Origin of the sequence: Phocaeicola vulgatus ATCC 8482, assembly GCF_000012825.1 — a bacterium.
GTDB classification, from domain to species: Bacteria; Bacteroidota; Bacteroidia; order Bacteroidales; family Bacteroidaceae; genus Phocaeicola; species Phocaeicola vulgatus.
The window spans coordinates 2,040,860-2,059,619 of sequence record NC_009614.1 but is presented as its reverse complement, the minus strand read 5'-3'; the positions used below and the strand labels follow the sequence as shown (position 1 = coordinate 2,059,619).

Below are 18,760 nucleotides of genomic sequence, written 5' to 3'. Positions count from 1 at the left end.
AATAAATGGTTGGTTTCTTTTCTCTTTTCATTTTTCGGGAGAGTGCAGCAACAGCCGGTGTCCGGCTTTCAGGGTGATTTTCACCGCACGCATTTTCTTTTCCACATATTGCGACACGCCCTGTATTACCCCCTTGCCCACGTCCGAGGCAATCTGCGCCCCGGCATCCGTCGAGATGTTGATGCTGCTCCCCATTGAGGTGCCCATACCCGCGGCTATCTCACGCGCCGCATCATACTCCATCGAGTTCGGCACGAGGATTCCCCGCTGTCCGTCGGCATCATATACCTCCAGTTCCACCGGAAACAGCGTGCCCTTGTATTCCACCGTCTCTACAAGGATGTCCATCCGCTCCCCCTGGATGCGTGTACCGCCGGTCAATACCGTCCCTTGGGGAATGAGCCGGTCGTCCACCGCCATCGGCTCCAGCAACCGGATGCGCAACACCTGCCCGTCCGATACGGTCTGCGTACCGTGTACACAGGCGGCGATGGTATTCCTGCCGGAAGGGAGTGTCCTGCCTATAGGGGTATGGAAACCGGTATTCCTCTCTCCCGCAAATTCGGCGATGAAATCCTCATTGCCCATAGGTTGTGCAAGCGATGACACCACCTGATTCCGTACCTGTTTCACCGGGCGGACGGCTGTCCTGTCTTTCCGGTCGCTCCGGCCATTCACGGCAGCCGGGGCATCCGGCTGCTTCCCGTTGTACCGGGCGGCCAGCTCGTAAGACTTTTCCAGCAGTGCCATCTTTTCTTCCAGGGTCTGTCCTTCCGGCTGTCCTTCCGCCGGTCTCTTTTCTTTTTCCAGTTCCTCTATACGGCGGAGCAGATCGGCATTTTGTTGGTTTTCATTCCGGGTATATACAGCACCTAGCGAACGGTTCATATTCCGGTAGGCTTCCGCAGAGGAATGGACAAAGCCGGGGGATTTCTCCGTTTCCGGTTCCGGCGGAAGTTCCGTGTTGGCTTTTCCTGCGGTAAGGCCGGCAGTATCCTGACTGTCCTTGTTGAGCAGTTCGGACATTTCCTGGAAGGTTCCCCTGCGCCATTTTTCCTTTTTTGCCAGTGCTTCCTGCTCGTAGGCGCTTACCTTGTTGCCCTCCATTTCCGAATCTTTCGGCGAGGGCATCTCCACATTAAATCCCTTGCCCTTTTCCTTTTCCGACTTCTCCTTTTCCGACGGGCTGAATACCAACAAAAGGAATCCGGCACACAGCAGGCAGAAGAGCGGATAGACAATATATCTCGCGCGTCGGCGCTTCTCTTCGGGAGTCAGCGGCTTGTCACTTGACAGCCCCAGCCGTTCCCTGATTTTCTGAAAGTCCATTTTCATGTTTCTGGATGTTTGAATGAATGGTTGTTGTTTCCGGCCGTAACATGACGGGCCGGATATGCCCGGTTTTCATGTCGCCCTTCCGTTCCCCCAAACGGGACACGGAAGAGACAACCGAGTACAGACAGGCTGCCGTAAACAGAAGCGAGACGACACTTGTCAAGACAATGCGCTGCTTTCCGGTCAGCCGGCGGCAGAACAGCCGGATACGGCTGTCCGCACGTTTTAAGACGGCAGGTTTCCCTCTCATCGTTCCACACTCCTTATATCCCTGTTCTCCAGTATGGTGAACTGCTCGATGATGAACCCGTTGGGATTGTCGTCCGAACGCCCCGTATTCTGGAGCGAACAGGAGGTGACAAGGCTTCGCTCGGTCACGTTGCTCTCACGGATGATCAGCTGTCGGGCGTATGTATGCGCCTTGTAGGGATAGACGGCAAAGTCGCACACCACGCTGTCCACGTGTACCACCTGGTTGATGTTGCCCGAAATCAGCCGGTTGTAATATCCCTTTTCGGCAAAGTCCACATAGTAGTGATAGGCGCTCTTGTCCGCCAGCTGCAAAGCACGGCCTATATTGTGCTCGATCGCGTCCTTCTGCGGGGAGAGCGAGAAGAACAGCTCGTGAAAACGCCGGACGTGTTCCCGCGCCTCGGCGGGGCGGTTCTGTGAAAGATCCTGCGAGAGGGCGAGCATCAGCGACTTGCCCTTATCCAGCACATAGATCTTTTCCCGTTGCTTCTCGGCGAAACGGTACGAGCTCCACAACGCATAGCTGGTGACGAGCGCACAACAGCCGGTAAAGACAGCCAGCATCAACCGGATGCGCCTGAAGCTGCTCTCAATGTTGGTCAATGACTTGAATTCCATTTAGCGAATGATTGGTTTGAATGAATAAATAAATGTTTCCGGTATGACCGGGCGGCTCCTTCCGACAAGTCGCCCAACCCGGTAATCCAAGTTGCCCGACTCACGGAAACGGGTTGCCATAGAGCCTATTTGCCCCGCAGTCTTCCCCCGATATTCCCCAGTACGGCACCGCCCGCCCCGGCAGCGAAACCGCCCGCTTTCGTGGCCGTGCGGTTCAGGTTACGGCTGAAGTTTCCGGCTCCGCCCGCCTGTACGATCCAGCCCGCCACCGTCGGGACGGTGAAGTACCCGATAATCCCTATCAGCATAAATATGATATAGACGCTATTTGAGTTGTCTATCGAGTAGTCGGGGTTGTTCTGTAATTCCAGAATGTCATTTTGGAGCATCAGCACCTGGAGCTTGGCGAGCAGGGTGCTGAACAGGTCGCTGACCGGAAGCCAAAGGTAGACGGATATGTACCTCGTGAACCACTGCCCGAGCGTGGACTGGAATCCGTCCCATACGCTGAAGGCGAACGCTACCGGTCCCAGAATGGAGAGCACGACAAGGAAAAAGGTCCTCACGGTATCTATCAGCAGCGATGCCGCCGCAAATATCAGTTCCAGCAGGCTGCGGAAGGCGTCACGGATTTTCTTCTCCAGATTGTACATCCCCACCTCCACGTACATGCCCAGGCGAGAGGCGGTATCTATGGTTGACCAGCCCAGCTCGTCCAGCTGACGGTCGAATTCCTCGTCGCTCACCAGGTAGGCGGTTTCGGGATTGCGCAGCATGGCCTCCCTTTCCAGTTCCTCTTTCTGCGCCCTGTACTGTTCCATATCCAGCGTCTGCCCCTCAAGCATCTTGTGCGTACCCTGTACTATCGGGCTGAGCACGGTGTTCAGCGTGCCGAGTACCAGCGTGGGGAAAAGCAGGATGCAGATGCCAATGGCGAAGGGACGCAGCAGGGGATAGACATCTATCGGTTCGGCACGGGCCATCGACTGCCACACGCGGACGGCGACATAGAACAGGGCACCCAGCCCGGCAAGTCCCTTTCCTACGTCCATCATGTCCTTGCAAAGGGGCAGCATATCGTCATACAGGGTCGCCAGTATGGTATGCAGGTTGGCAAAATCTATCGACAACGGCATCATGGCTACCAGTATTTGGAGGTTTCATTCCCGTAAAGCCGCATCACCCGGTCCAGGTCGTTCTTCTTTCTGGCACGGAGATAGCTCACGGCGATGTTCTTGCTCGTGTAGTAGCTCACCAGGTTGCGGTAGCGGCGCATCTCATAGTAGCAGTGGTCCACCACGTCCATGCGGTCCTTGTCGGTCATGGAGAGCGTGCTCACGTTGATGACCTGCCTGAGATCCTGCAGCACGCCGTTGCTCTCCTCCAGCAGGCGGGTGTAGCCGAAGGCGATGGCGTCCAGCTCGCGGGGCGAGAAGTTCCCGTCGTTCATCATCTTGCCGAAGTTCGTTACATAGATGTCGGACACGTCGCCCACCATCAGGATGATGTCACGCACCTTGCGGGCGTCCTGTATCAGGTCGTTTACCGCCTTTAACTGGTCGTAATACTTCTTGGCCTGCTCGTAAATCTTCACCGTCTCCGCAAAGCTGTCGGCCGTATTGACCGCCGTTTTCGAGGTATGGGCGATGTTGTCCGACATGTTGATGATGCTTTGGGCAAGATTACCGGGATCGGTCACCACCCACTGGGCATTGGCGCCGGTGCCGCACAGGGCGAGTACCGTTCCGATCAGGAGTGACTTCGCTTTCATGGGCGTTCCTCCTTCCGCACATAGTCACCGTTCGGGGAAAAGGTCAGCACGTCGGCGGCCTCGTTGTAGGAGATGTCGATGCGGTGCCCCGTGTTGATGAACAGATTCCCGTTCTCCTCAACCAGCAGGTAGGTCTGAGGCCTAAGACGGCGCATCTTTCCGCTGCGGGCGAACACCGTCACCTTGTAGGCTTCCCCTTCCTTATATACCAGCACGTCCGGCTTGCCTTCCACGCTGCTCCACGAGCCGCAGAGCTTGTCACGGTCGGTGCCGCTCTCCGAGCAGCCTTGCAATACCATGGCGGCCATACCGATCAGGCACACCGCCAGTCTCATAAGGGATTTGTTTCTCATTGTTCTCTTTTTGGGATTGATACTTGTCTTTGTTCCTCTCGTTTTCTCTCTGCCATCCGGCGGATGGCAAGTTCCAGGTTGCCGTCCAGCTCCTCGGCAAGCCGTTGCACTTCCAGTTTCTCGGACTCTTCCGTCGTGAACGTGAAATACTCTTCCGCGCTCACTTCCGTAGCATAGACCGCCGAACGGGTGCCGCCAAGCCCTATCCAGACTTCACGGTAAAAACGTCCGGGATGGTTCGCCTGGTTGATGGAGAGTATCTGGCTTTTCTCTTTCTCCGTCAGGCCGAGCAGCCGCTGGATATGCTCAAACTTGTTCATGTATTTCCGCTGGTCCAGAAGGATCTTGCAGTCGGAGTTGTTGATGATGGCCTCCTTCACAATCGGGGAGCTGATGATGTCGTCCACCTCCTGGGTCACCACCACGGCCTCACCGAAATATTTCCGGACGGTCTTGAACAAATATTGGATATAGCCGCTCATGTTGGCGGACATAAGGGCTTTCCAACATTCCTCTATCAATATTACCTTGCGGATTCCTTTCAGACGGCGCATCTTGGCGATGAAGGTCTCCATGATGATCAGCGTCACCACAGGCAGCAGCACCTTGTTGCCGCTGATGTTGTCCAGCTCGAACACGATGAACCGCCTGTTTGTCAGGTCCAGTTCCCTGTCGGAGTTCAGCAGGAAGTCGTAGTCGCCACCCTTGTAGAAAGGCTCCAGCACGTTCAGGAAGCCGTCGATGTCGAAATCCTTCTCGCGTACCTTCTTTTCCGCTATCATCCGGCGGTAGTCGCCGTCAACGAACTCGTAGAAGCCGTTGAAGTCCGGCCTTGCCTCCCGATTCTCGGTAATTTTACGGATATAGGCGTTCACCGCTCCCGAGAGCGCCACCTCTTCCGAACGTTTCGGCGCCTCGTCCTCCCGTTTCCACAAGGTCAGTATCAGAGTCTTGATGCTCTCGCGCTTTTCCACATCGAACTGTCCGGAATCGGTGTAGAACGGGTTGAAGGATATCGGATTGTCCTCCTCATACGTGATGTAGATGCCATCCCCGCCACGTGTGCGCTCATGGATCATCCGGCACAATCCCTGATAGCTGTTGCCCGTGTCCACCAGCAGGATATGCGCTCCCTGCTCGTAATAGTTACGCACCAGATGGTTGGTGAAAAAGGACTTGCCGCTGCCGCTTGGTCCCAGGATAAATTTATTGCGGTTGGTGATGATGCCGCGCTTCATCGGAAGGTCGGAAATGTCCACGTGCACCGGAATGCCGTTCTGCCGGTCCGCCATGCGGATGCCGAACGGACTGGGCGAACTTCTGTAATTGGTCTCCCCGGCAAAGAGGCAGACCGCCTGCTCCAGGAACGTGTAGAATGACTCTTCGGCAGGAAAGTCGCCCGCATTGCCCGGAATACCCGCCCAGTAAAGCACCGGGGTGTCGACGGTGTTGTACCGGGGAGTGCATTCCATCATGGCAAGCTGGCTGCCCGTGTCGTTCCTAATACGGCGGAACTCCTCCGCATCCTCCGCCCAGGCGATTACATTGCAGTGGCATCTGACGGGAAGCACTCCCTTGGTATGCGCCTCGTCCAAATACATCTCCGTCCATTCCTGGTTCACGGCATTGCTCCGGCTGTACTGTGACAGAGAGAGCATGTTGCGCGAGTTCTTCTCCATCATCTGCAGGATTTTCTGCGCATTGTCGATGAACACGTACTGCGAGTAGATGTGGTTGCAGGAGAGTAGCAGCCCCACGGGTGCGGCGAAGGATAGACGGCAGTCACTCCTGTCGGTGGACATACGCTCGTAGCGCATGTCGGTGGAGAGCTTGCCCGGCAGGTCTTCCGTATCCGAAAGTGTGTGCAGGCAGAGCCGCTTGTCCCCGATACGCATCCGTCCGGGCTTGAGGCAGATGTCCTGCAGTACGGCGGTTTCGTCCTCCATCGAGAGGGAGAGGTATTTCTCCACCAGCCCGGGACGTTCCCTCGTGCCGGTAATCTCCTCCGTTTCCAGGCGGCGCAGCCGGATATGGCCGGAGTCGTTCACGATATGCTCGAACTGCTCCACCGCTTCCAGGAAACGGGCCGCCATGTCCTTGTCGGTAATCTCCCTGGGCAGCAGGAATCCCCGGCAGAGGGTGCTGAAGTCGCTTTGCCGGCGGTTGCGCTCACGGGTGGTCTTTGTCAGATACAGGAAACAGCGGTGGTTCAGGTACGGCCTTTCGTTGAAGTGCCGCTCATAGCTGCGCGAGAGGAAGCTCTGTTCCTCCCCGCCGTTTTGGGGACGGTAGCTCTCCTTGGTGAACCAGTCCTGCTTGCAGACGATGCTGTGTTCGGGCAGAACCCTGGCGGCTTTTATCCAGGTGGAGTGCATGGCCTCATACTCTTCTGCCGTCACCGTGTACAGCTCGGGAAGCTCCACCTCGAAGGCCACGGTCAGGTCGGCGTCCTTGCTCACGATGCAGCCGTTCTCCACCGAGAGCAGGGGGAACTTGCGTTCCAGCGTTTCCGCTTTCAATACATTTCTCATGATTGTCGTTTTTTTCTTTTTGCAAATAATCTGAAAACTCTCTTGCGGTGGATCAGGTAGCGCGGATGGCGTTTCTCCGCCAGCAGCTTCATAAGACCGTGTTCGCCGTAGCGGGCGTTCAACCGGAACACCGCCCATGCCAGCAGACCGCCGGATACGGTCCCGAAAGGGATGCATATCCATTGGTCCACGCCTGCCAGGTAGAGGATGACCACCGCCAGAAGCACCGTCACCATACCGCCCGCAAAGACGAACAGGTATTGTGACTTGAGCCCCTTGAACTCGACGGGATTGCCCGCCCCCTTATTTACAGGATACTCCATACCGCTTAGAGGAAGAAGGAACGCAGGATGGTGGCGGCTACAATCAGAAAGATGCAGGCAAAGAACCAGCTGGCGGCGGTTTTCGAGGTGTCGGGATCACCGCTGGAGAACTTGCCGTAGGTCTTGATGCCGCCCACCAGGCCGAGCACCGCACCGATGGCATAGCACAGTTTGGTGGCGGGATCGAAATACGAGGTCATGAGGCTGGTCGCCTCGTTGATACCGGCAAGGCCCTGGCCTTGGCCCTGCGCGAAAGCACCGGCGGCAATCGCCGCGCACATCACTGAAAAAAGGATTCTTTTCTTCATTGTCGAATCGTTTGGGTAAGACATAAATTTGAATTCGACGGCGAAGATAAAAGGGAATAATACGCTGTGATTCAGAGGTGTCATCATATGTCACCAGATGTCATCAAATGTCATCCATCGTACGGCTTTATGTAAAGTGAATGGAGAAGGATATGGGCGGCAAAGCCGGTCAAATTCAGGATACCCCTGTTGCACATGATAAAAAAATCCCGTACACTTCAACGCGTACAGGATTTTCCGGGCATGACAGACATTGCCTTTTCAGACCAGCTTCCTCCAGTCTGCGACAGGTTTGGAAACGTTCCTCTCTTTTTTTAAAGGCAGAGCATTCCCTTCCTCATCCACATACCTTTCCATCAGCTCCTCTATCAGTTTCTTGTTCTCCATCTGGGAGGAGAACAACTCGAACATGTCCGTTTCCCGGATGGCACGCAGTGTCATGGCGGCCCGGTATGATTTGTTTTCATCTGAACCGGCACCATCCAAATTGAACAGCACGTCACCTACATTGAGCAAGTCGGCAGGAGTAACTGCCGGAACAATGGCTTCCGTCTCGGGAGAACGGCTGTCCAGTTTTTCCTGTTCGTCTTTCAGCATTCTCATCTCCTCCAAAGGCAGTTTGCATTCCACTTCATCTTCCGGAATATCCTCATCCTTGCCGATAAGGTCGCTTCCCATTTCCAATTGCTGGCTCATGTAAGGGGCAACGGTCTTTCCGGCATTCTCATCCAGATAGACAAAACGAGTGGCACCCATCACATCTGCCGCATTTTCCGGATTCCGGTGGTGGTCCTTCTCCATTTCCGGTTTCTTACGGGGAGTATAAAGCAGGTCACATATCTTACCTATTCTCTTCTTCTGCTCCCATACCTTATATAATAGATAAGCGGTACAGCCGAGCCGTATCGATAAATAAACTATTTCTTCCATTCTATCGGTTTTTGTGTAGCTTCCTGGTTATATATCTCGTTGATGATGTCCTGATACCTTTCCAGATGGTCTGACAGGACACTGTTTAAAAACATCGGGACGGACATATCCGGAGCAATGACCGGCAATACTTTGGCAACAGTCCTGTATAATGTATCGTTAACATAGGTCTGCCTTCTTGTACCCGCCAGCTTTGCTTCCAGAAAACGTAGCCGGTATTCATTGGTACCGGTTACTTCATCCGGAAATTTCCTCGTTTGCTTTTTAGAAGGACTGGCAGAAGCCTTTTTATCTTGCGTCTCCCGGAAAGGGACGGCCTCTTTTCCCAGAGCCTCAGCCGGTGGAACTGTTTCCTCCAATGCCGTGACATCCCCTGCCATCATGCGCTTCAAGGCATCCTCGTCCACCCGGTAATCCATTCTTCTCTTGGTAGTCATAATATTATCTATTTAAGTTTCAGTATGGTTTCCATCTCCGATACTAGCAAGTCCAGGTTGCTGCCTTTCAGTGCGGAGGAAGATGGAGGGAACAAGGTGCTGCGGAACAGAGGCCCCTTCATCCCGGAATCTTTGTTGTAGCGTTCCGCACTGGGAATGACGGTCTCCAGCACCGGTAGTTTCAGAGAGCGGAAAATTTCAGTATAGCCGTTATACAGGCCTTTGGACACCCGTTTGTCCATCCGATTCCAGAACATATGGATGCCACGCAAGGGTACGTCCGCATGCCGGTGCATGTATTCCCTGATGGCAAGGACAAAAGACATGCTGCTCCGCATTACCATCCTTTCCTGTGTAATCGGAGTGAATACATAGTCCATATTGATCACGGATTGGAAGACACCGGGCACATTCACGGTTCCGGGGAGGTCAAAAAGGACAAGGTCATAGTCCAGCTCCGACTTTTCGAGAAAGCGGCCGGCCGTCTCCCTGGCTTCCTCCGGGGTGGAGTTCAGGATGCTGTAGGCTTTCCTGCCGCTTGTTCCGAACTGTTCCACCAGCAGGTTTTGCAGATGCACGTTCTTTTCAATGTTCCCCACTTCCCAGTCCCGCATGGCACTGATGCTGTGCTGTGGATAATCACAATCCACCACAAGTACGTTATATCCGTTCAGGTAATGGAAATAACTGGCGAGCAATACGGTGAACGTGGATTTTCCCACACCGCCTTTCTGGTTGCTCAAAGCGACAAATAAAGGATCTCTCTTCATAGGCTTGAATTTAGAGTGTATAATTTGTTTCATATCTGTCCGGATTTTTTTGTTTCATCACACGGCAATGCATCCGTTGGTATATGGCAATGACGCATTGTTTGCCGGTTTGCATGAATACATTGCATACCATATTGCACCAGTGTAATACCGGTTGCCGATGGGCATTGCCATATAAGGTGCATTGCATTCATGCAATATGGGGTTCAATGTATCCCATACTGCATTGCACGGATGCAATGTATTCCGTCATGCAGGATTGTCGTGCAGCATATATGGCATTGCACATATATGGATGATGCCGCATTCACACCATGCACCACCTGTGGCAGGCAAGCAATACCCCTTACAGGACAATGTTTCAATGTATGCCCTCATGCACTGTGCCAAAAGTAGCGGCTATTTTTGAAACTTCCACCAACATTTCCCCTACCTGACATCAAATGTCGTCAGATGTCATCAAATGTCATATCAAACGCTGTTTACCAATCGGTTATCACTGTCTAATTTTGCAAAATCGGAATCAGACGATGGAAAAGAACTGACTTCGTCGGACCACAGCGTTCCGTGAACGTCGCGCAGCAATCCGACGAAGGAGGATTCTCTGTTCAAGCGAACAGAGCAAGTTGTGTCCTTGTCCGACAAAAAGTCTTTTGTCCGACAAGAACCAACTTGCCCGCCCAGAGGGGCGGGGGAATCCGCTCCAAAGTCGCGGATTCTGGAAGAGAAAAAAGTACAAACCAAAAATCTCATGTGTATGGAGAAAACAACAGGGACAAGGACGGGCAGAAAGCCTAAAAATGATCCGGCGGACCACAAGTACAGTTTCCGCCTGAACGCCGAGGAGAACACAAGATTTGAAAAGTTGCTGGCGGATTCAGGAGCCGGCAACCTCACGCTGTTCATCAAGAAATCCATCTTCTCGGGACAGATAAAGGTCGTGAAAATAGACAAGGCGACGATGGACTATTACATCAGGCTGACAGAATTCCACAAACAGTTCCAGGCTGTCGGCAACAACTACAACCAGGTCGTCCGTGCCTTGAAGAACAATTTCGGGGAGAAACGGGCGATGGCATTGCTCTATAAGTTGGAAAGATTGAGTCTTGAGCTGATGCTCATCTGCAAAAAGGTCATGGCGCTAACCCAGGAATACGAGCGGAAATGGTTGCAAAAATAAGCCATGGCATGAGTCTTTACGGAGCGCTTGCTTATAACTACGAGAAGGTAGCAGCCGGAACGGCTGAGATTCTTTCCGGTAACCGTATGATTTCCGACCGGCTCGGATTGCCAAGCGAGGACATGCGCTTGGCATTGCTCTCTTTTGAGAATTACCTGCTGGCAAACCGCAATACGGAGAAGCCCGTCCTGCACATTTCCCTTTCCCCAGCACCGGAAGACCGGCTGACCGACGGGCGGCTGGCAGAACTGGCGGAACGTTATATGCAGAAGATGGGGTATGGGAATCAGCCTTACATCACCTACAAACATGCCGATACACACAATACCCATATCCATATTGTCAGTGTCTGTGTGGATGAACAGGGGAAAAAGATCAGCGATGCCTACGAGCATCGGCGTTCCATGACCGCCTGTCGGGAGCTGGAAGTGGATTTCGGTCTGCGAAACGGAGCGGATGCGGAAAAGCGGAATCCAAAAGCGGAACTAAGAAAGGTGGACGCTTCCTTGGGAGATGTCCGCCATCAGGTAGGTAATACCCTTAAAGCCGTATTGGAAAGCTACCGTTTCCAAACCTTCGGGGAATACAATGCGCTGCTTTCCACGCTCAACATCGAGGCGAAACAGGTCAGGGGAGAATACAACGGTACCCCATATACCAGTATTGTATATTCGGTCACGGATGATACCGGCAAGGTTGTCAGCCCACCGTTCAAAAGTTCCCGATTTGGGAAACGCTTCGGAAATGAACAGTTGGAAAAGCGGATGCTGATAAATCTGAAAGCTCTCAAAGATGGGAAATGGGCCCCCTCCATACAGGCGGACATCGTTCGTGCCTTGCGGCAGGCGGATTCACAGAAACGGTTTGTGGAACTGCTCGGGCAAAGGCGTATTGATGTGGTTTTCCGCAAGAATGAGCGGGGACGTATCTATGGTGTCACCTTTATTGATCACAACCATCGGGAGGTGTTCAACGGCTCACGCATGGGCAAGGTGTTTTCTGCCAATGTGTTCAACGACTATTTCAAATGGTTGGAAAACATACCCGAAAAGGAACGGGGCGGACATTCCGCTACAGAACTTTGGCAGCATCACCGTCACGAATCCTCTAGCACGCTCGAACTGGCGGCAGGCATTTTTTCCTTGGAAACCAATCCGCGGGATTACGAGGAGGAAGCCTTTGCACGCCGCATGAAGAAAAAAAAGAAGACCGGACGCAAGCGTGGCATTTAGACAAAACAAGTATCAACCCATTTATATACAATTCTTATGCAGCAGGAAGATGATTTGAGGGCTCTCGCTAAGATAATGGAATTCGGCAGGGCCGTGAGTATTTTTCTTTTGGTGGTACACGTCTATGTGTACTGCTATCCGAGTATCACCGCATGGCACCTGAACCTTGAGGTGATAGACCGGATTCTGGTAAACTTCAACAACACGACCGGAATTTTCAACTGTATTCTCTGGAGCAAACTGTTGGCAGTGCTTCTGTTGGCCGTTTCCTGCCTGGGTACGCATGGGGTCAAAGGTGAAAAAATAACCTGGCCTAAAATTTATGCGGTGTTGGTGGCAGGATGCGCATTGTTTTTTCTGAACTGGTGGCTTCTTAAACTGCCATTGCCACACATGGCAAATACCGCATTCTATATTTTTACTCTTACGGCAGGCTATCTCGCCCTGTTGATGTCGGGATTATGGATGAGCCGCCTTTACAGGCACAACCTCATGGAAGATGTGTTCAATATGGAAAATGAGAGTTTCATGCAGGAAACCCGACTGATGGAGAATGAATATTCGGTAAACCTCCCGACGAGATTCTATTATAAAAAACGCTGGAATAACGGATTTGTCAATATTGTCAATATTTTCCGTGCCTGCATGGTTATCGGGACACCGGGCAGCGGCAAATCCTATGCGATAGTCAACAGTTACATACGCCAGCTTATAGCCAAAGGCTTTGCGATTTACATCTATGATTACAAGTTTGATGACCTGTCCACCATCGCCTATAATTCTTTGTTGAAGAATATGGACAAGTACGAGGTAAAGCCCCGGTTCTATGTCATCAATTTCGACGATCCGCGCAGGTCTCACCGGTGCAATCCCATTAATCCGGAATTCATGACGGACATTTCCGATGCGTACGAGGCAAGCTATACGATAATGCTCAACCTCAATCGCACCTGGATCGAAAAGCAGGGGGACTTCTTCGTGGAGTCTCCTATCATTCTGCTTGCGGCAATAATCTGGTATTTAAAGATTTACAAAAACGGTATTTACTGTACGTTTCCCCATGCGGTAGAACTGCTCAACAAACCCTACTCAGACCTGTTCACCATTCTGACCTCTTATCCGGAGCTGGAAAACTATCTTTCTCCCTTCATGGACGCATGGAAGGGAAATGCCCAGGACCAGCTCCAAGGCCAGATAGCCTCGGCTAAAATACCCCTTACGCGCATGATCTCCCCACAACTCTACTGGGTGATGACCGGTAATGATTTTTCATTGGATATCAACAATCCGAAAGAGCCCAAACTGCTCTGCGTGGGCAACAATCCGGACAGGCAGAACATTTATTCGGCAGCGCTCGGATTATATAATTCCCGTATCGTCAAGCTTATCAACAAGAAAAAACAGCTTAAATGCGCCGTTATCATTGACGAGCTTCCCACCATCTATTTCCGTGGGCTTGACAACCTGATCGCGACGGCGAGAAGCAACAAGGTGGGTGTGCTTCTGGGTTTTCAGGATTTCAGTCAATTGACACGTGACTACGGAGAAAAAGAATCCAAGGTCATCCAGAACACGGTGGGGAATATTTTCAGCGGACAGGTGGTCGGTGAAACCGCAAAAACGCTTTCAGAGCGCTTCGGCAAGGTGCTTCAGCAACGTCAGTCCGTATCCATCAACCGTCAGGACGTATCCACCTCCATCAACACACAGCTAGACTCGCTCATTCCCGCATCAAAGATCGCCAACCTCTCACAAGGCACGTTTGTCGGGGCTGTGGCGGATAATTTTGATGAGAGGATAGAGCAAAAAATATTTCATGCCGAAATTGTCGTGGACCATACCAAGATCAGCGCAGAAGAAAAGGCTTATCAGAAAATCCCGGTCATCAACGACTTCAAGGACAGGAACGGTAACGACATCATGATGCAACAGATACAACGCAATTACGACCAGATCAAGGCGGATGCGCAGGCTATTATCAATGAGGAGATGCGGCGTATCAAAAATGACCCTGAACTCCGTAAACGACTAGGTCTGGAAGATGAAAAAGGAAAGGACCCCGACAAATCATGACAAGTGGAGGGGTAATTGAAGAAATTATACCCCGACTGATCGGATTATTGAAAAAGATGCCGTATATTTGAAACTTGAAATAGAGAAATAAGGCCGGTCTCGACAATTGGGACCGCCATTATTATACATAAGTCGCAAGACGTCTCGAACAGGAATCTGACAAATTCAAAAACACAGAGGCTATTGCGTGAGGCTTATGCTATACCTTATAGCATGAGCCCATGCGGGTTTCTGTGTTGGGCTTTGTCAGAGCCTCTGTTCGAAATAAGCATGGGTTTCATGCTTTTTTAACAAGAGGTATGGCAAAAATTCAAGTTATCATGGCACTCACTTTGGACGGGTTCCTTCCGCATGAAGACGAGATGCTTATGCGATGGGTGAGGGAAAACAAACGGTATGGTTTCCCACGCTGGCAGCGACAGGCCACATTCCACATCTACCCCCATTACGGTTTGATGGACTTGCTGAATGTAAAGGAAAAGCATGACAAGGATTGTATTTATCTGGCAGGAGTGGGAGATGGAGGAAGTGCGGAATATGCCGATGGACTTTTTCGGTATAATCTGGTGGATGAGACAGTACTTTTTCTGCTGCCTCTTTCTTATGGTGGTGGAATCCCCTTGACGGGAGAATTCCGGTCTGCCCGCTGGAAACTTCTTGGCTGCAAAACTTTCTCCAACGGAATCTGCCGGCTTATGTATAAACGAAACGGATGAAGATGCTATCTCAACCCATACCTTTCCATTTTCTTGTATAGCGTCGGACGGCTCATCCCCAACATTCTCGCCACACGACTGATCTTACCTCCACATTCTTCCAGAATCTTCCTTATTAGTTCTTTCTCTTCTGCTTCTTCCATCAAGCCTTTTTTACATTTTTCGCCTGTCCTACAGATGGTCGCATTAAGATTCAGATCTTTATGGGTTAACAATGGAGATACCGCCAACAGGACAGCACGTCTTATCCGGTTGTCAAGTTCACGCACATTGCCCGGCCATGAGTGGGAAAGCATGGAGATTTTGGCTTGTTCGGTAAAACCGGAGGTCTCCACACGTATCTCTTCTGAATGTTGCTCACGAAAGAAGTCAGCCAGTGGCAATATATCTTCCGGGCATTCGGAGAGAGAGGGCTGGCGTATCTCAAACTCGGCGAGACGGTAGTACAGATCCTCCCGGAAACGTCCCTCCCGTATGGCACGCTCCATATCCTCGTTGGTGGCCGACAATATCCGTACATCGGCTTCAAGTTCTTTGCGGCTGCCCACTGGACAATACACTCTTTCCTGTAATACCCTGAGCAGCAGTGTCTGCATTTCGGGAGGCATGTTTCCGATCTCGTCAAGGAAGAGCGTACCGCCCTTGGCCGTCTCAAAATAGCCGGCAGTATCCTTTTTCGCATCGGTAAATGCCCCCTGCACGTGACCGAAGAACTCAGATGCGGCAAGTTCCCCCCGGATACAACCACAGTTCACCGCCACAAAAGGCTTGTCCTTACGCCCGCTATGCTGTTGGATCAGCTGTGCGACAGATTCTTTTCCGCTACCGTTCGGTCCAAGGATCATGACGGAACAATTCAAAGGAGCCACACGACAAGCTATCCGCTCGGTCTCCCGGACCGCCCCGCTAAGCCTTTTCATTAATGATTTCTTCGGGGGAACGGAAACTGGCAGACCGATCAATCCCCGTAACAGTTCCATCAGTAACTCCTCGTGGACAGGCTTGGGCAAGTAGTCCTTTGCGCCCAATTTGACGGCACGCACCGCATCTGCAATGGAGGCATGTTCGGTCATCACCACAAAAGGGATATGTAACCCTTGGGAGATGCTCCATTCCAGTAAACTGATGCCATCCCCTTCGGGAAGGCGGACATCCGTCAGTACCAGCGCCACGTTATTCCCCTTGATTTTCCGGCGTGCCGAAGGCTCATCTATGGCCGTCAATACCCTGTAACCGGCTTTCTGTAGCCATCTCTCAAGAATATCGCAAAGAATCAGGTTGTCCTCCACGATCAATAAAGTCTTTTTCATCCCCGTCATTTTTCTTTCTTAATTCATTATTTACTTCGTCTATCAGTAACCGTATCTGTTTCATAATTCTCATCGTGTACTCTCTGACCGTCTCGTCGCTCGAGGTCTTGTCATGCAGGAGCTTCCGATAACCGAACAGTACATCGTTGGCCCCTAACAACTCCCAGACCGGAGCCATCCGATGTACGATCCTCCGCATGGCTTCCCGATCGTTTTCTCTTAAAGCCTCCTCCAGTTCGGCAAGATCCTTTTCTGACTCTTTTGCGACAAGACCGAACATATGACGACGGTCGTCCGTACTTTCCATCAGGCGGGAATAGTCGAACGGAGACATGCCTGCACTTCTGCCCTCCGTAACGGAGGAGATAAAGGCCAGCAGTCCTTTTGAAGAGAAAGGCTTATGTATGCAACCGCAAAAACCGGACTTCATATACACGCCCGAGTCCCCGTCCCCCCGTGCCGTCATGACAGCGACCGGAACGGTACGGGAATTTCCGATATCCGAGTTACGCAGTAATCTCAACAAGCCGAAACCATCGGTCACGGGCATCTGTATATCTGTCAATACCAAATCATAATCCAAGCGGTCGAGTGCTAGAATGGCTTCTTTTGCATTTTGACAGGTCGTGCATTCCACCCCGTTGCGCCCGAGCATGTCTTCCGTTATTTTCAGAAGGATGCTGTCATCATCCACTACCAGTACATGTTTGGGAAGTATTGTCGCAGATTGTACCGGAAGCTCCTCTGTTTCCGGTTCTCCTGTCGTTTCCGAAAGGGGAAACGACAGGCGGAATGTTGTACCTTTACCTGGTCGGCTCTCTACTTCAATGCTTCCGTCCAGTACCTTTACAAGAGCTTTCGTGATAAAAAGCCCAAGACCGAAACCTTCCGAGTTTATCTCCTGCGCCGCACGCTCGAACGGACGGAAGACACGTTCCAATGTCTCCTCGTCCATACCGATACCGGTATCACCGACCTCCACATATAATCTTCCCGCCATGTACTCGGTATGGAAACGGATCGTACCCGACAGGGTGAACTTGATGGCGTTTGTCAGCAGATTGTCCAATATTTGTTCCAATTTGTCTGCGTCTCCTCTCACTGTAATATCACCGACATTCTTATGCCGGTGCTCGAACAGCAAGGCCCGGCCACCCGCTTTGCGGGCATATTCCTTCGATATGTTGTCAAGCAAGTTGTTTAGACGGAAAGGAACCTCGTTACGGGTATCCTTGGTCTCATTGATCTTATAAACATCCATCAGGTTGTTCACCAGATTCAGTATATGGCGGCAGGAATGGCGGATGTTCTCCAGATAGCCTTCCCGTTTTTTCTTTTCACGGGTTTCCGAGGCCAGTTCCACGCAGTTGTTGATATTACCCAATGGTCCTCGTATATCGTGCGAGATGGTCAGGATGATCTGTTTACGCATACCGAGCAGTTCCTCGTTCTCACGGTTTATCCTTTGGAGCTGTGCCCGCCCTTCCCTTTCTTTCCTGATGTCATGCCGTATGATCAGGAACGAGATGAATAGCAAGGAGGAAGCAGAGACGATTACCAAGACAAACAGTTTGAAAGAAAAATCTCCGGCTTCCGTGATTTTTTCCTCACGACTGATGAACGCCGCCTGCGCTTGCCCGTCAAGATGGGTGATGAGTATTTGCAACTTCCGGTTCAAGGCCTTATTCTGTATGCGCAGACTGTCGGTATACATGTCTATCCGGCGTTCACGTTCCTCTTGCATGGCGATCAGCTTCTCATTCAAATCTTGCAGTCCTTTCGATGGCTCGAAGACCTGTACGCTCCTTTTCCCTCCGAACCAACCGGCAATCCCTTTTTTCTTTTGGGTGACTGTCCGGGTACGAACCGCTTCCCTGATAACAATAGGCAGACGATTTGCGAGCAGGCTGTCCGCTTCCCCCTGTCTGGTAATGGTCTCCATAATGCGGAGCAGATGTATCTCCTTAGCTTCCAATAAATGACATAGGGAGTCTATCTGCTTTGGCAGGACGAACGTGCCACAACTCACTTTCAATATTTGTAACAAGCTGTCCGTTTGCAAGCGTTTTCTGCGATACTCACGAAAATCGGTATCCTCCCAGACAATGACGGACTCTCCATAGGTGGCAAGCTCCGTGATATAGCGATGCGCCGTACTGATGTCATGGCGTATCCTGCGTATCTCCGATGTTTCCGTTTTTATCTCACGCATGCGGCTCCGTTCGTATAACAAGATGGAAACCATGCCGCAAACAGCCATGATCAATATCATATACCCTAAAAGAACCTTATGCTGTAATGAAACTTTCCTTGCTACCATAAATATTTTCATTTTACGTAAACACTCACTTTAAACCACCAAGGATTTGTAACGGATTCGTTAAGCCAGTGTAATAGTTATCTATAATTCATTTATAAAATATAGAAGAAGCCCCTGTCTTCTCCGATAACCGGCTTCAGACAAGGGCTTCCATATTGGGATGAATCAATAACGATTTACTTTATGAGATTGGTCTTATTCCGGTTTTATCAGTTGGTTCCACCCGTATGCTGGCAGTTCCAAATCCGGGTAATGACAGACACTGTTCCAATGTTGATTATAATTGAATAGACAACTTTCA

At 51.4% G+C, this 18,760-nt stretch carries 18 protein-coding genes; 4 read left to right on the top strand and 14 right to left on the bottom strand.

Annotated features, from left to right (window positions below):
- Positions 1-27: 27 nt before the first annotated feature.
- From traM to BVU_RS07920, 12 genes are all read right to left on the bottom strand, one after another.
- Positions 28-1,335 (bottom strand): conjugative transposon protein TraM, encoded by a 1,308-nt coding sequence (gene traM, locus BVU_RS07975; RefSeq protein ID WP_011965221.1) that lies wholly within the window; start codon positions 1,333-1,335, stop codon positions 28-30.
- Positions 1,286-1,585 carry a TraL conjugative transposon family protein gene (locus BVU_RS07970; protein ID WP_011965220.1) on the bottom strand — a complete coding sequence of 100 codons (300 nt, stop codon included), beginning with the start codon at positions 1,583-1,585 and terminating at the stop codon, positions 1,286-1,288. Before BVU_RS07970 ends, traM begins: the two co-directional genes overlap by 50 nt.
- Positions 1,582-2,205, bottom strand: a complete 624-nt coding sequence (gene traK, locus BVU_RS07965; RefSeq protein ID WP_011965219.1) for a conjugative transposon protein TraK — start codon at positions 2,203-2,205, stop codon at positions 1,582-1,584. Before traK ends, BVU_RS07970 begins: the two co-directional genes overlap by 4 nt.
- Before the next feature lie 125 nt (positions 2,206-2,330).
- Positions 2,331-3,344 (bottom strand): conjugative transposon protein TraJ, encoded by a 1,014-nt coding sequence (gene traJ, locus BVU_RS07960; protein WP_005789980.1) that lies wholly within the window; start codon positions 3,342-3,344, stop codon positions 2,331-2,333.
- A gap of 2 nt (positions 3,345-3,346) precedes the next feature.
- Positions 3,347-3,976 carry a DUF4141 domain-containing protein gene (locus BVU_RS07955; protein WP_005789982.1) on the bottom strand — a complete coding sequence of 210 codons (630 nt, stop codon included), beginning with the start codon at positions 3,974-3,976 and terminating at the stop codon, positions 3,347-3,349.
- On the bottom strand, positions 3,973-4,329 hold the full coding sequence (locus BVU_RS07950; protein ID WP_005636939.1) for a DUF3876 domain-containing protein: 357 nt from the start codon (positions 4,327-4,329) through the stop codon (positions 3,973-3,975). Before BVU_RS07950 ends, BVU_RS07955 begins: the two co-directional genes overlap by 4 nt.
- Entirely contained in the window at positions 4,326-6,860 is a 2,535-nt protein-coding gene (locus tag BVU_RS07945) for a TraG family conjugative transposon ATPase (protein ID WP_007219059.1), read from the bottom strand. The genes BVU_RS07950 and BVU_RS07945 overlap by 4 nt, the downstream gene beginning before the upstream one ends.
- On the bottom strand, positions 6,857-7,183 hold the full coding sequence (locus BVU_RS07940) for a DUF4133 domain-containing protein (protein WP_005789987.1): 327 nt from the start codon (positions 7,181-7,183) through the stop codon (positions 6,857-6,859). The genes BVU_RS07945 and BVU_RS07940 overlap by 4 nt, the downstream gene beginning before the upstream one ends.
- A gap of 5 nt (positions 7,184-7,188) precedes the next feature.
- Complete coding sequence (locus BVU_RS07935) at positions 7,189-7,491, bottom strand: DUF4134 domain-containing protein (RefSeq protein ID WP_011965218.1); 303 nt, start codon at positions 7,489-7,491, stop codon at positions 7,189-7,191.
- Positions 7,492-7,752: 261 nt separating this feature from the next.
- Entirely contained in the window at positions 7,753-8,421 is a 669-nt protein-coding gene (locus BVU_RS07930; protein WP_005789990.1) for a DUF4122 family protein, read from the bottom strand.
- Entirely contained in the window at positions 8,409-8,858 is a 450-nt protein-coding gene (locus BVU_RS07925) for a DUF3408 domain-containing protein (protein WP_007219058.1), read from the bottom strand. The genes BVU_RS07930 and BVU_RS07925 overlap by 13 nt, the downstream gene beginning before the upstream one ends.
- Positions 8,859-8,866: 8 nt before the next feature.
- Positions 8,867-9,661: a ParA family protein gene (locus BVU_RS07920; protein ID WP_007219057.1), complete on the bottom strand. Its 795-nt coding sequence runs from the start codon at positions 9,659-9,661 to the stop codon at positions 8,867-8,869.
- 724 nt (positions 9,662-10,385) lie between these two features.
- Here BVU_RS07920 and mobA point away from each other — a divergent pair.
- From mobA to BVU_RS07890, 4 genes are all read left to right on the top strand, one after another.
- The gene (mobA, locus tag BVU_RS07905) at positions 10,386-10,808 is read left to right on the top strand and encodes a conjugal transfer protein MobA (protein WP_005840900.1); all 423 of its coding nucleotides are present in this window, start codon (positions 10,386-10,388) and stop codon (positions 10,806-10,808) included.
- Entirely contained in the window at positions 10,793-12,040 is a 1,248-nt protein-coding gene (mobB, locus tag BVU_RS07900; RefSeq protein WP_005636905.1) for a conjugal transfer protein MobB, read from the top strand. Before mobA ends, mobB begins: the two co-directional genes overlap by 16 nt.
- A 36-nt stretch (positions 12,041-12,076) precedes the next feature.
- A complete protein-coding gene (mobC, locus tag BVU_RS07895) occupies positions 12,077-14,113 on the top strand; it encodes a conjugal transfer protein MobC (RefSeq protein WP_005636903.1) in 2,037 nt (678 codons plus the stop codon).
- 221 nt (positions 14,114-14,334) lie between these two features.
- The gene (locus tag BVU_RS07890; protein ID WP_005636900.1) at positions 14,335-14,829 is read left to right on the top strand and encodes a hypothetical protein; all 495 of its coding nucleotides are present in this window, start codon (positions 14,335-14,337) and stop codon (positions 14,827-14,829) included.
- A gap of 5 nt (positions 14,830-14,834) precedes the next feature.
- Here BVU_RS07890 and BVU_RS07885 read toward each other — a convergent pair whose 3' ends face one another.
- Together BVU_RS07885 and BVU_RS07880 are read right to left on the bottom strand one after the other, a co-directional pair.
- Positions 14,835-16,139, bottom strand: coding sequence for a sigma-54-dependent transcriptional regulator (locus BVU_RS07885; protein ID WP_005636898.1), 1,305 nt, complete (start codon positions 16,137-16,139; stop codon positions 14,835-14,837).
- Positions 16,084-18,459, bottom strand: a complete 2,376-nt coding sequence (locus BVU_RS07880) for a hybrid sensor histidine kinase/response regulator (RefSeq protein WP_005840888.1) — start codon at positions 18,457-18,459, stop codon at positions 16,084-16,086. The genes BVU_RS07885 and BVU_RS07880 overlap by 56 nt, the downstream gene beginning before the upstream one ends.
- Positions 18,460-18,760: the final 301 nt, after the last annotated feature.

Excerpts from the sequence above, each read along its gene's own strand:
- traM (WP_011965221.1), bottom strand. The coding sequence starts at position 1,335 with ATGAAAATGGACTTTCAGAAAATCAGGGAACGGCTGGGGCTGTCAAGT.
- BVU_RS07970 (WP_011965220.1), bottom strand. The coding sequence starts at position 1,585 with ATGAGAGGGAAACCTGCCGTCTTAAAACGTGCGGACAGCCGTATCCGG.
- traK (WP_011965219.1), bottom strand. The coding sequence starts at position 2,205 with ATGGAATTCAAGTCATTGACCAACATTGAGAGCAGCTTCAGGCGCATC.
- traJ (WP_005789980.1), bottom strand. The coding sequence starts at position 3,344 with ATGATGCCGTTGTCGATAGATTTTGCCAACCTGCATACCATACTGGCG.
- BVU_RS07955 (WP_005789982.1), bottom strand. The coding sequence starts at position 3,976 with ATGAAAGCGAAGTCACTCCTGATCGGAACGGTACTCGCCCTGTGCGGC.
- BVU_RS07950 (WP_005636939.1), bottom strand. The coding sequence starts at position 4,329 with ATGAGAAACAAATCCCTTATGAGACTGGCGGTGTGCCTGATCGGTATG.
- BVU_RS07945 (WP_007219059.1), bottom strand. The coding sequence starts at position 6,860 with ATGAGAAATGTATTGAAAGCGGAAACGCTGGAACGCAAGTTCCCCCTG.
- BVU_RS07940 (WP_005789987.1), bottom strand. The coding sequence starts at position 7,183 with ATGGAGTATCCTGTAAATAAGGGGGCGGGCAATCCCGTCGAGTTCAAG.
- BVU_RS07935 (WP_011965218.1), bottom strand. The coding sequence starts at position 7,491 with ATGAAGAAAAGAATCCTTTTTTCAGTGATGTGCGCGGCGATTGCCGCC.
- BVU_RS07930 (WP_005789990.1), bottom strand. The coding sequence starts at position 8,421 with ATGGAAGAAATAGTTTATTTATCGATACGGCTCGGCTGTACCGCTTAT.
- BVU_RS07925 (WP_007219058.1), bottom strand. The coding sequence starts at position 8,858 with ATGACTACCAAGAGAAGAATGGATTACCGGGTGGACGAGGATGCCTTG.
- BVU_RS07920 (WP_007219057.1), bottom strand. The coding sequence starts at position 9,661 with ATGAAACAAATTATACACTCTAAATTCAAGCCTATGAAGAGAGATCCT.
- mobA (WP_005840900.1), top strand. The coding sequence starts at position 10,386 with ATGGAGAAAACAACAGGGACAAGGACGGGCAGAAAGCCTAAAAATGAT.
- mobB (WP_005636905.1), top strand. The coding sequence starts at position 10,793 with ATGGTTGCAAAAATAAGCCATGGCATGAGTCTTTACGGAGCGCTTGCT.
- mobC (WP_005636903.1), top strand. The coding sequence starts at position 12,077 with ATGCAGCAGGAAGATGATTTGAGGGCTCTCGCTAAGATAATGGAATTC.
- BVU_RS07890 (WP_005636900.1), top strand. The coding sequence starts at position 14,335 with ATGCGGGTTTCTGTGTTGGGCTTTGTCAGAGCCTCTGTTCGAAATAAG.
- BVU_RS07885 (WP_005636898.1), bottom strand. The coding sequence starts at position 16,139 with ATGAAAAAGACTTTATTGATCGTGGAGGACAACCTGATTCTTTGCGAT.
- BVU_RS07880 (WP_005840888.1), bottom strand. The coding sequence starts at position 18,459 with ATGGTAGCAAGGAAAGTTTCATTACAGCATAAGGTTCTTTTAGGGTAT.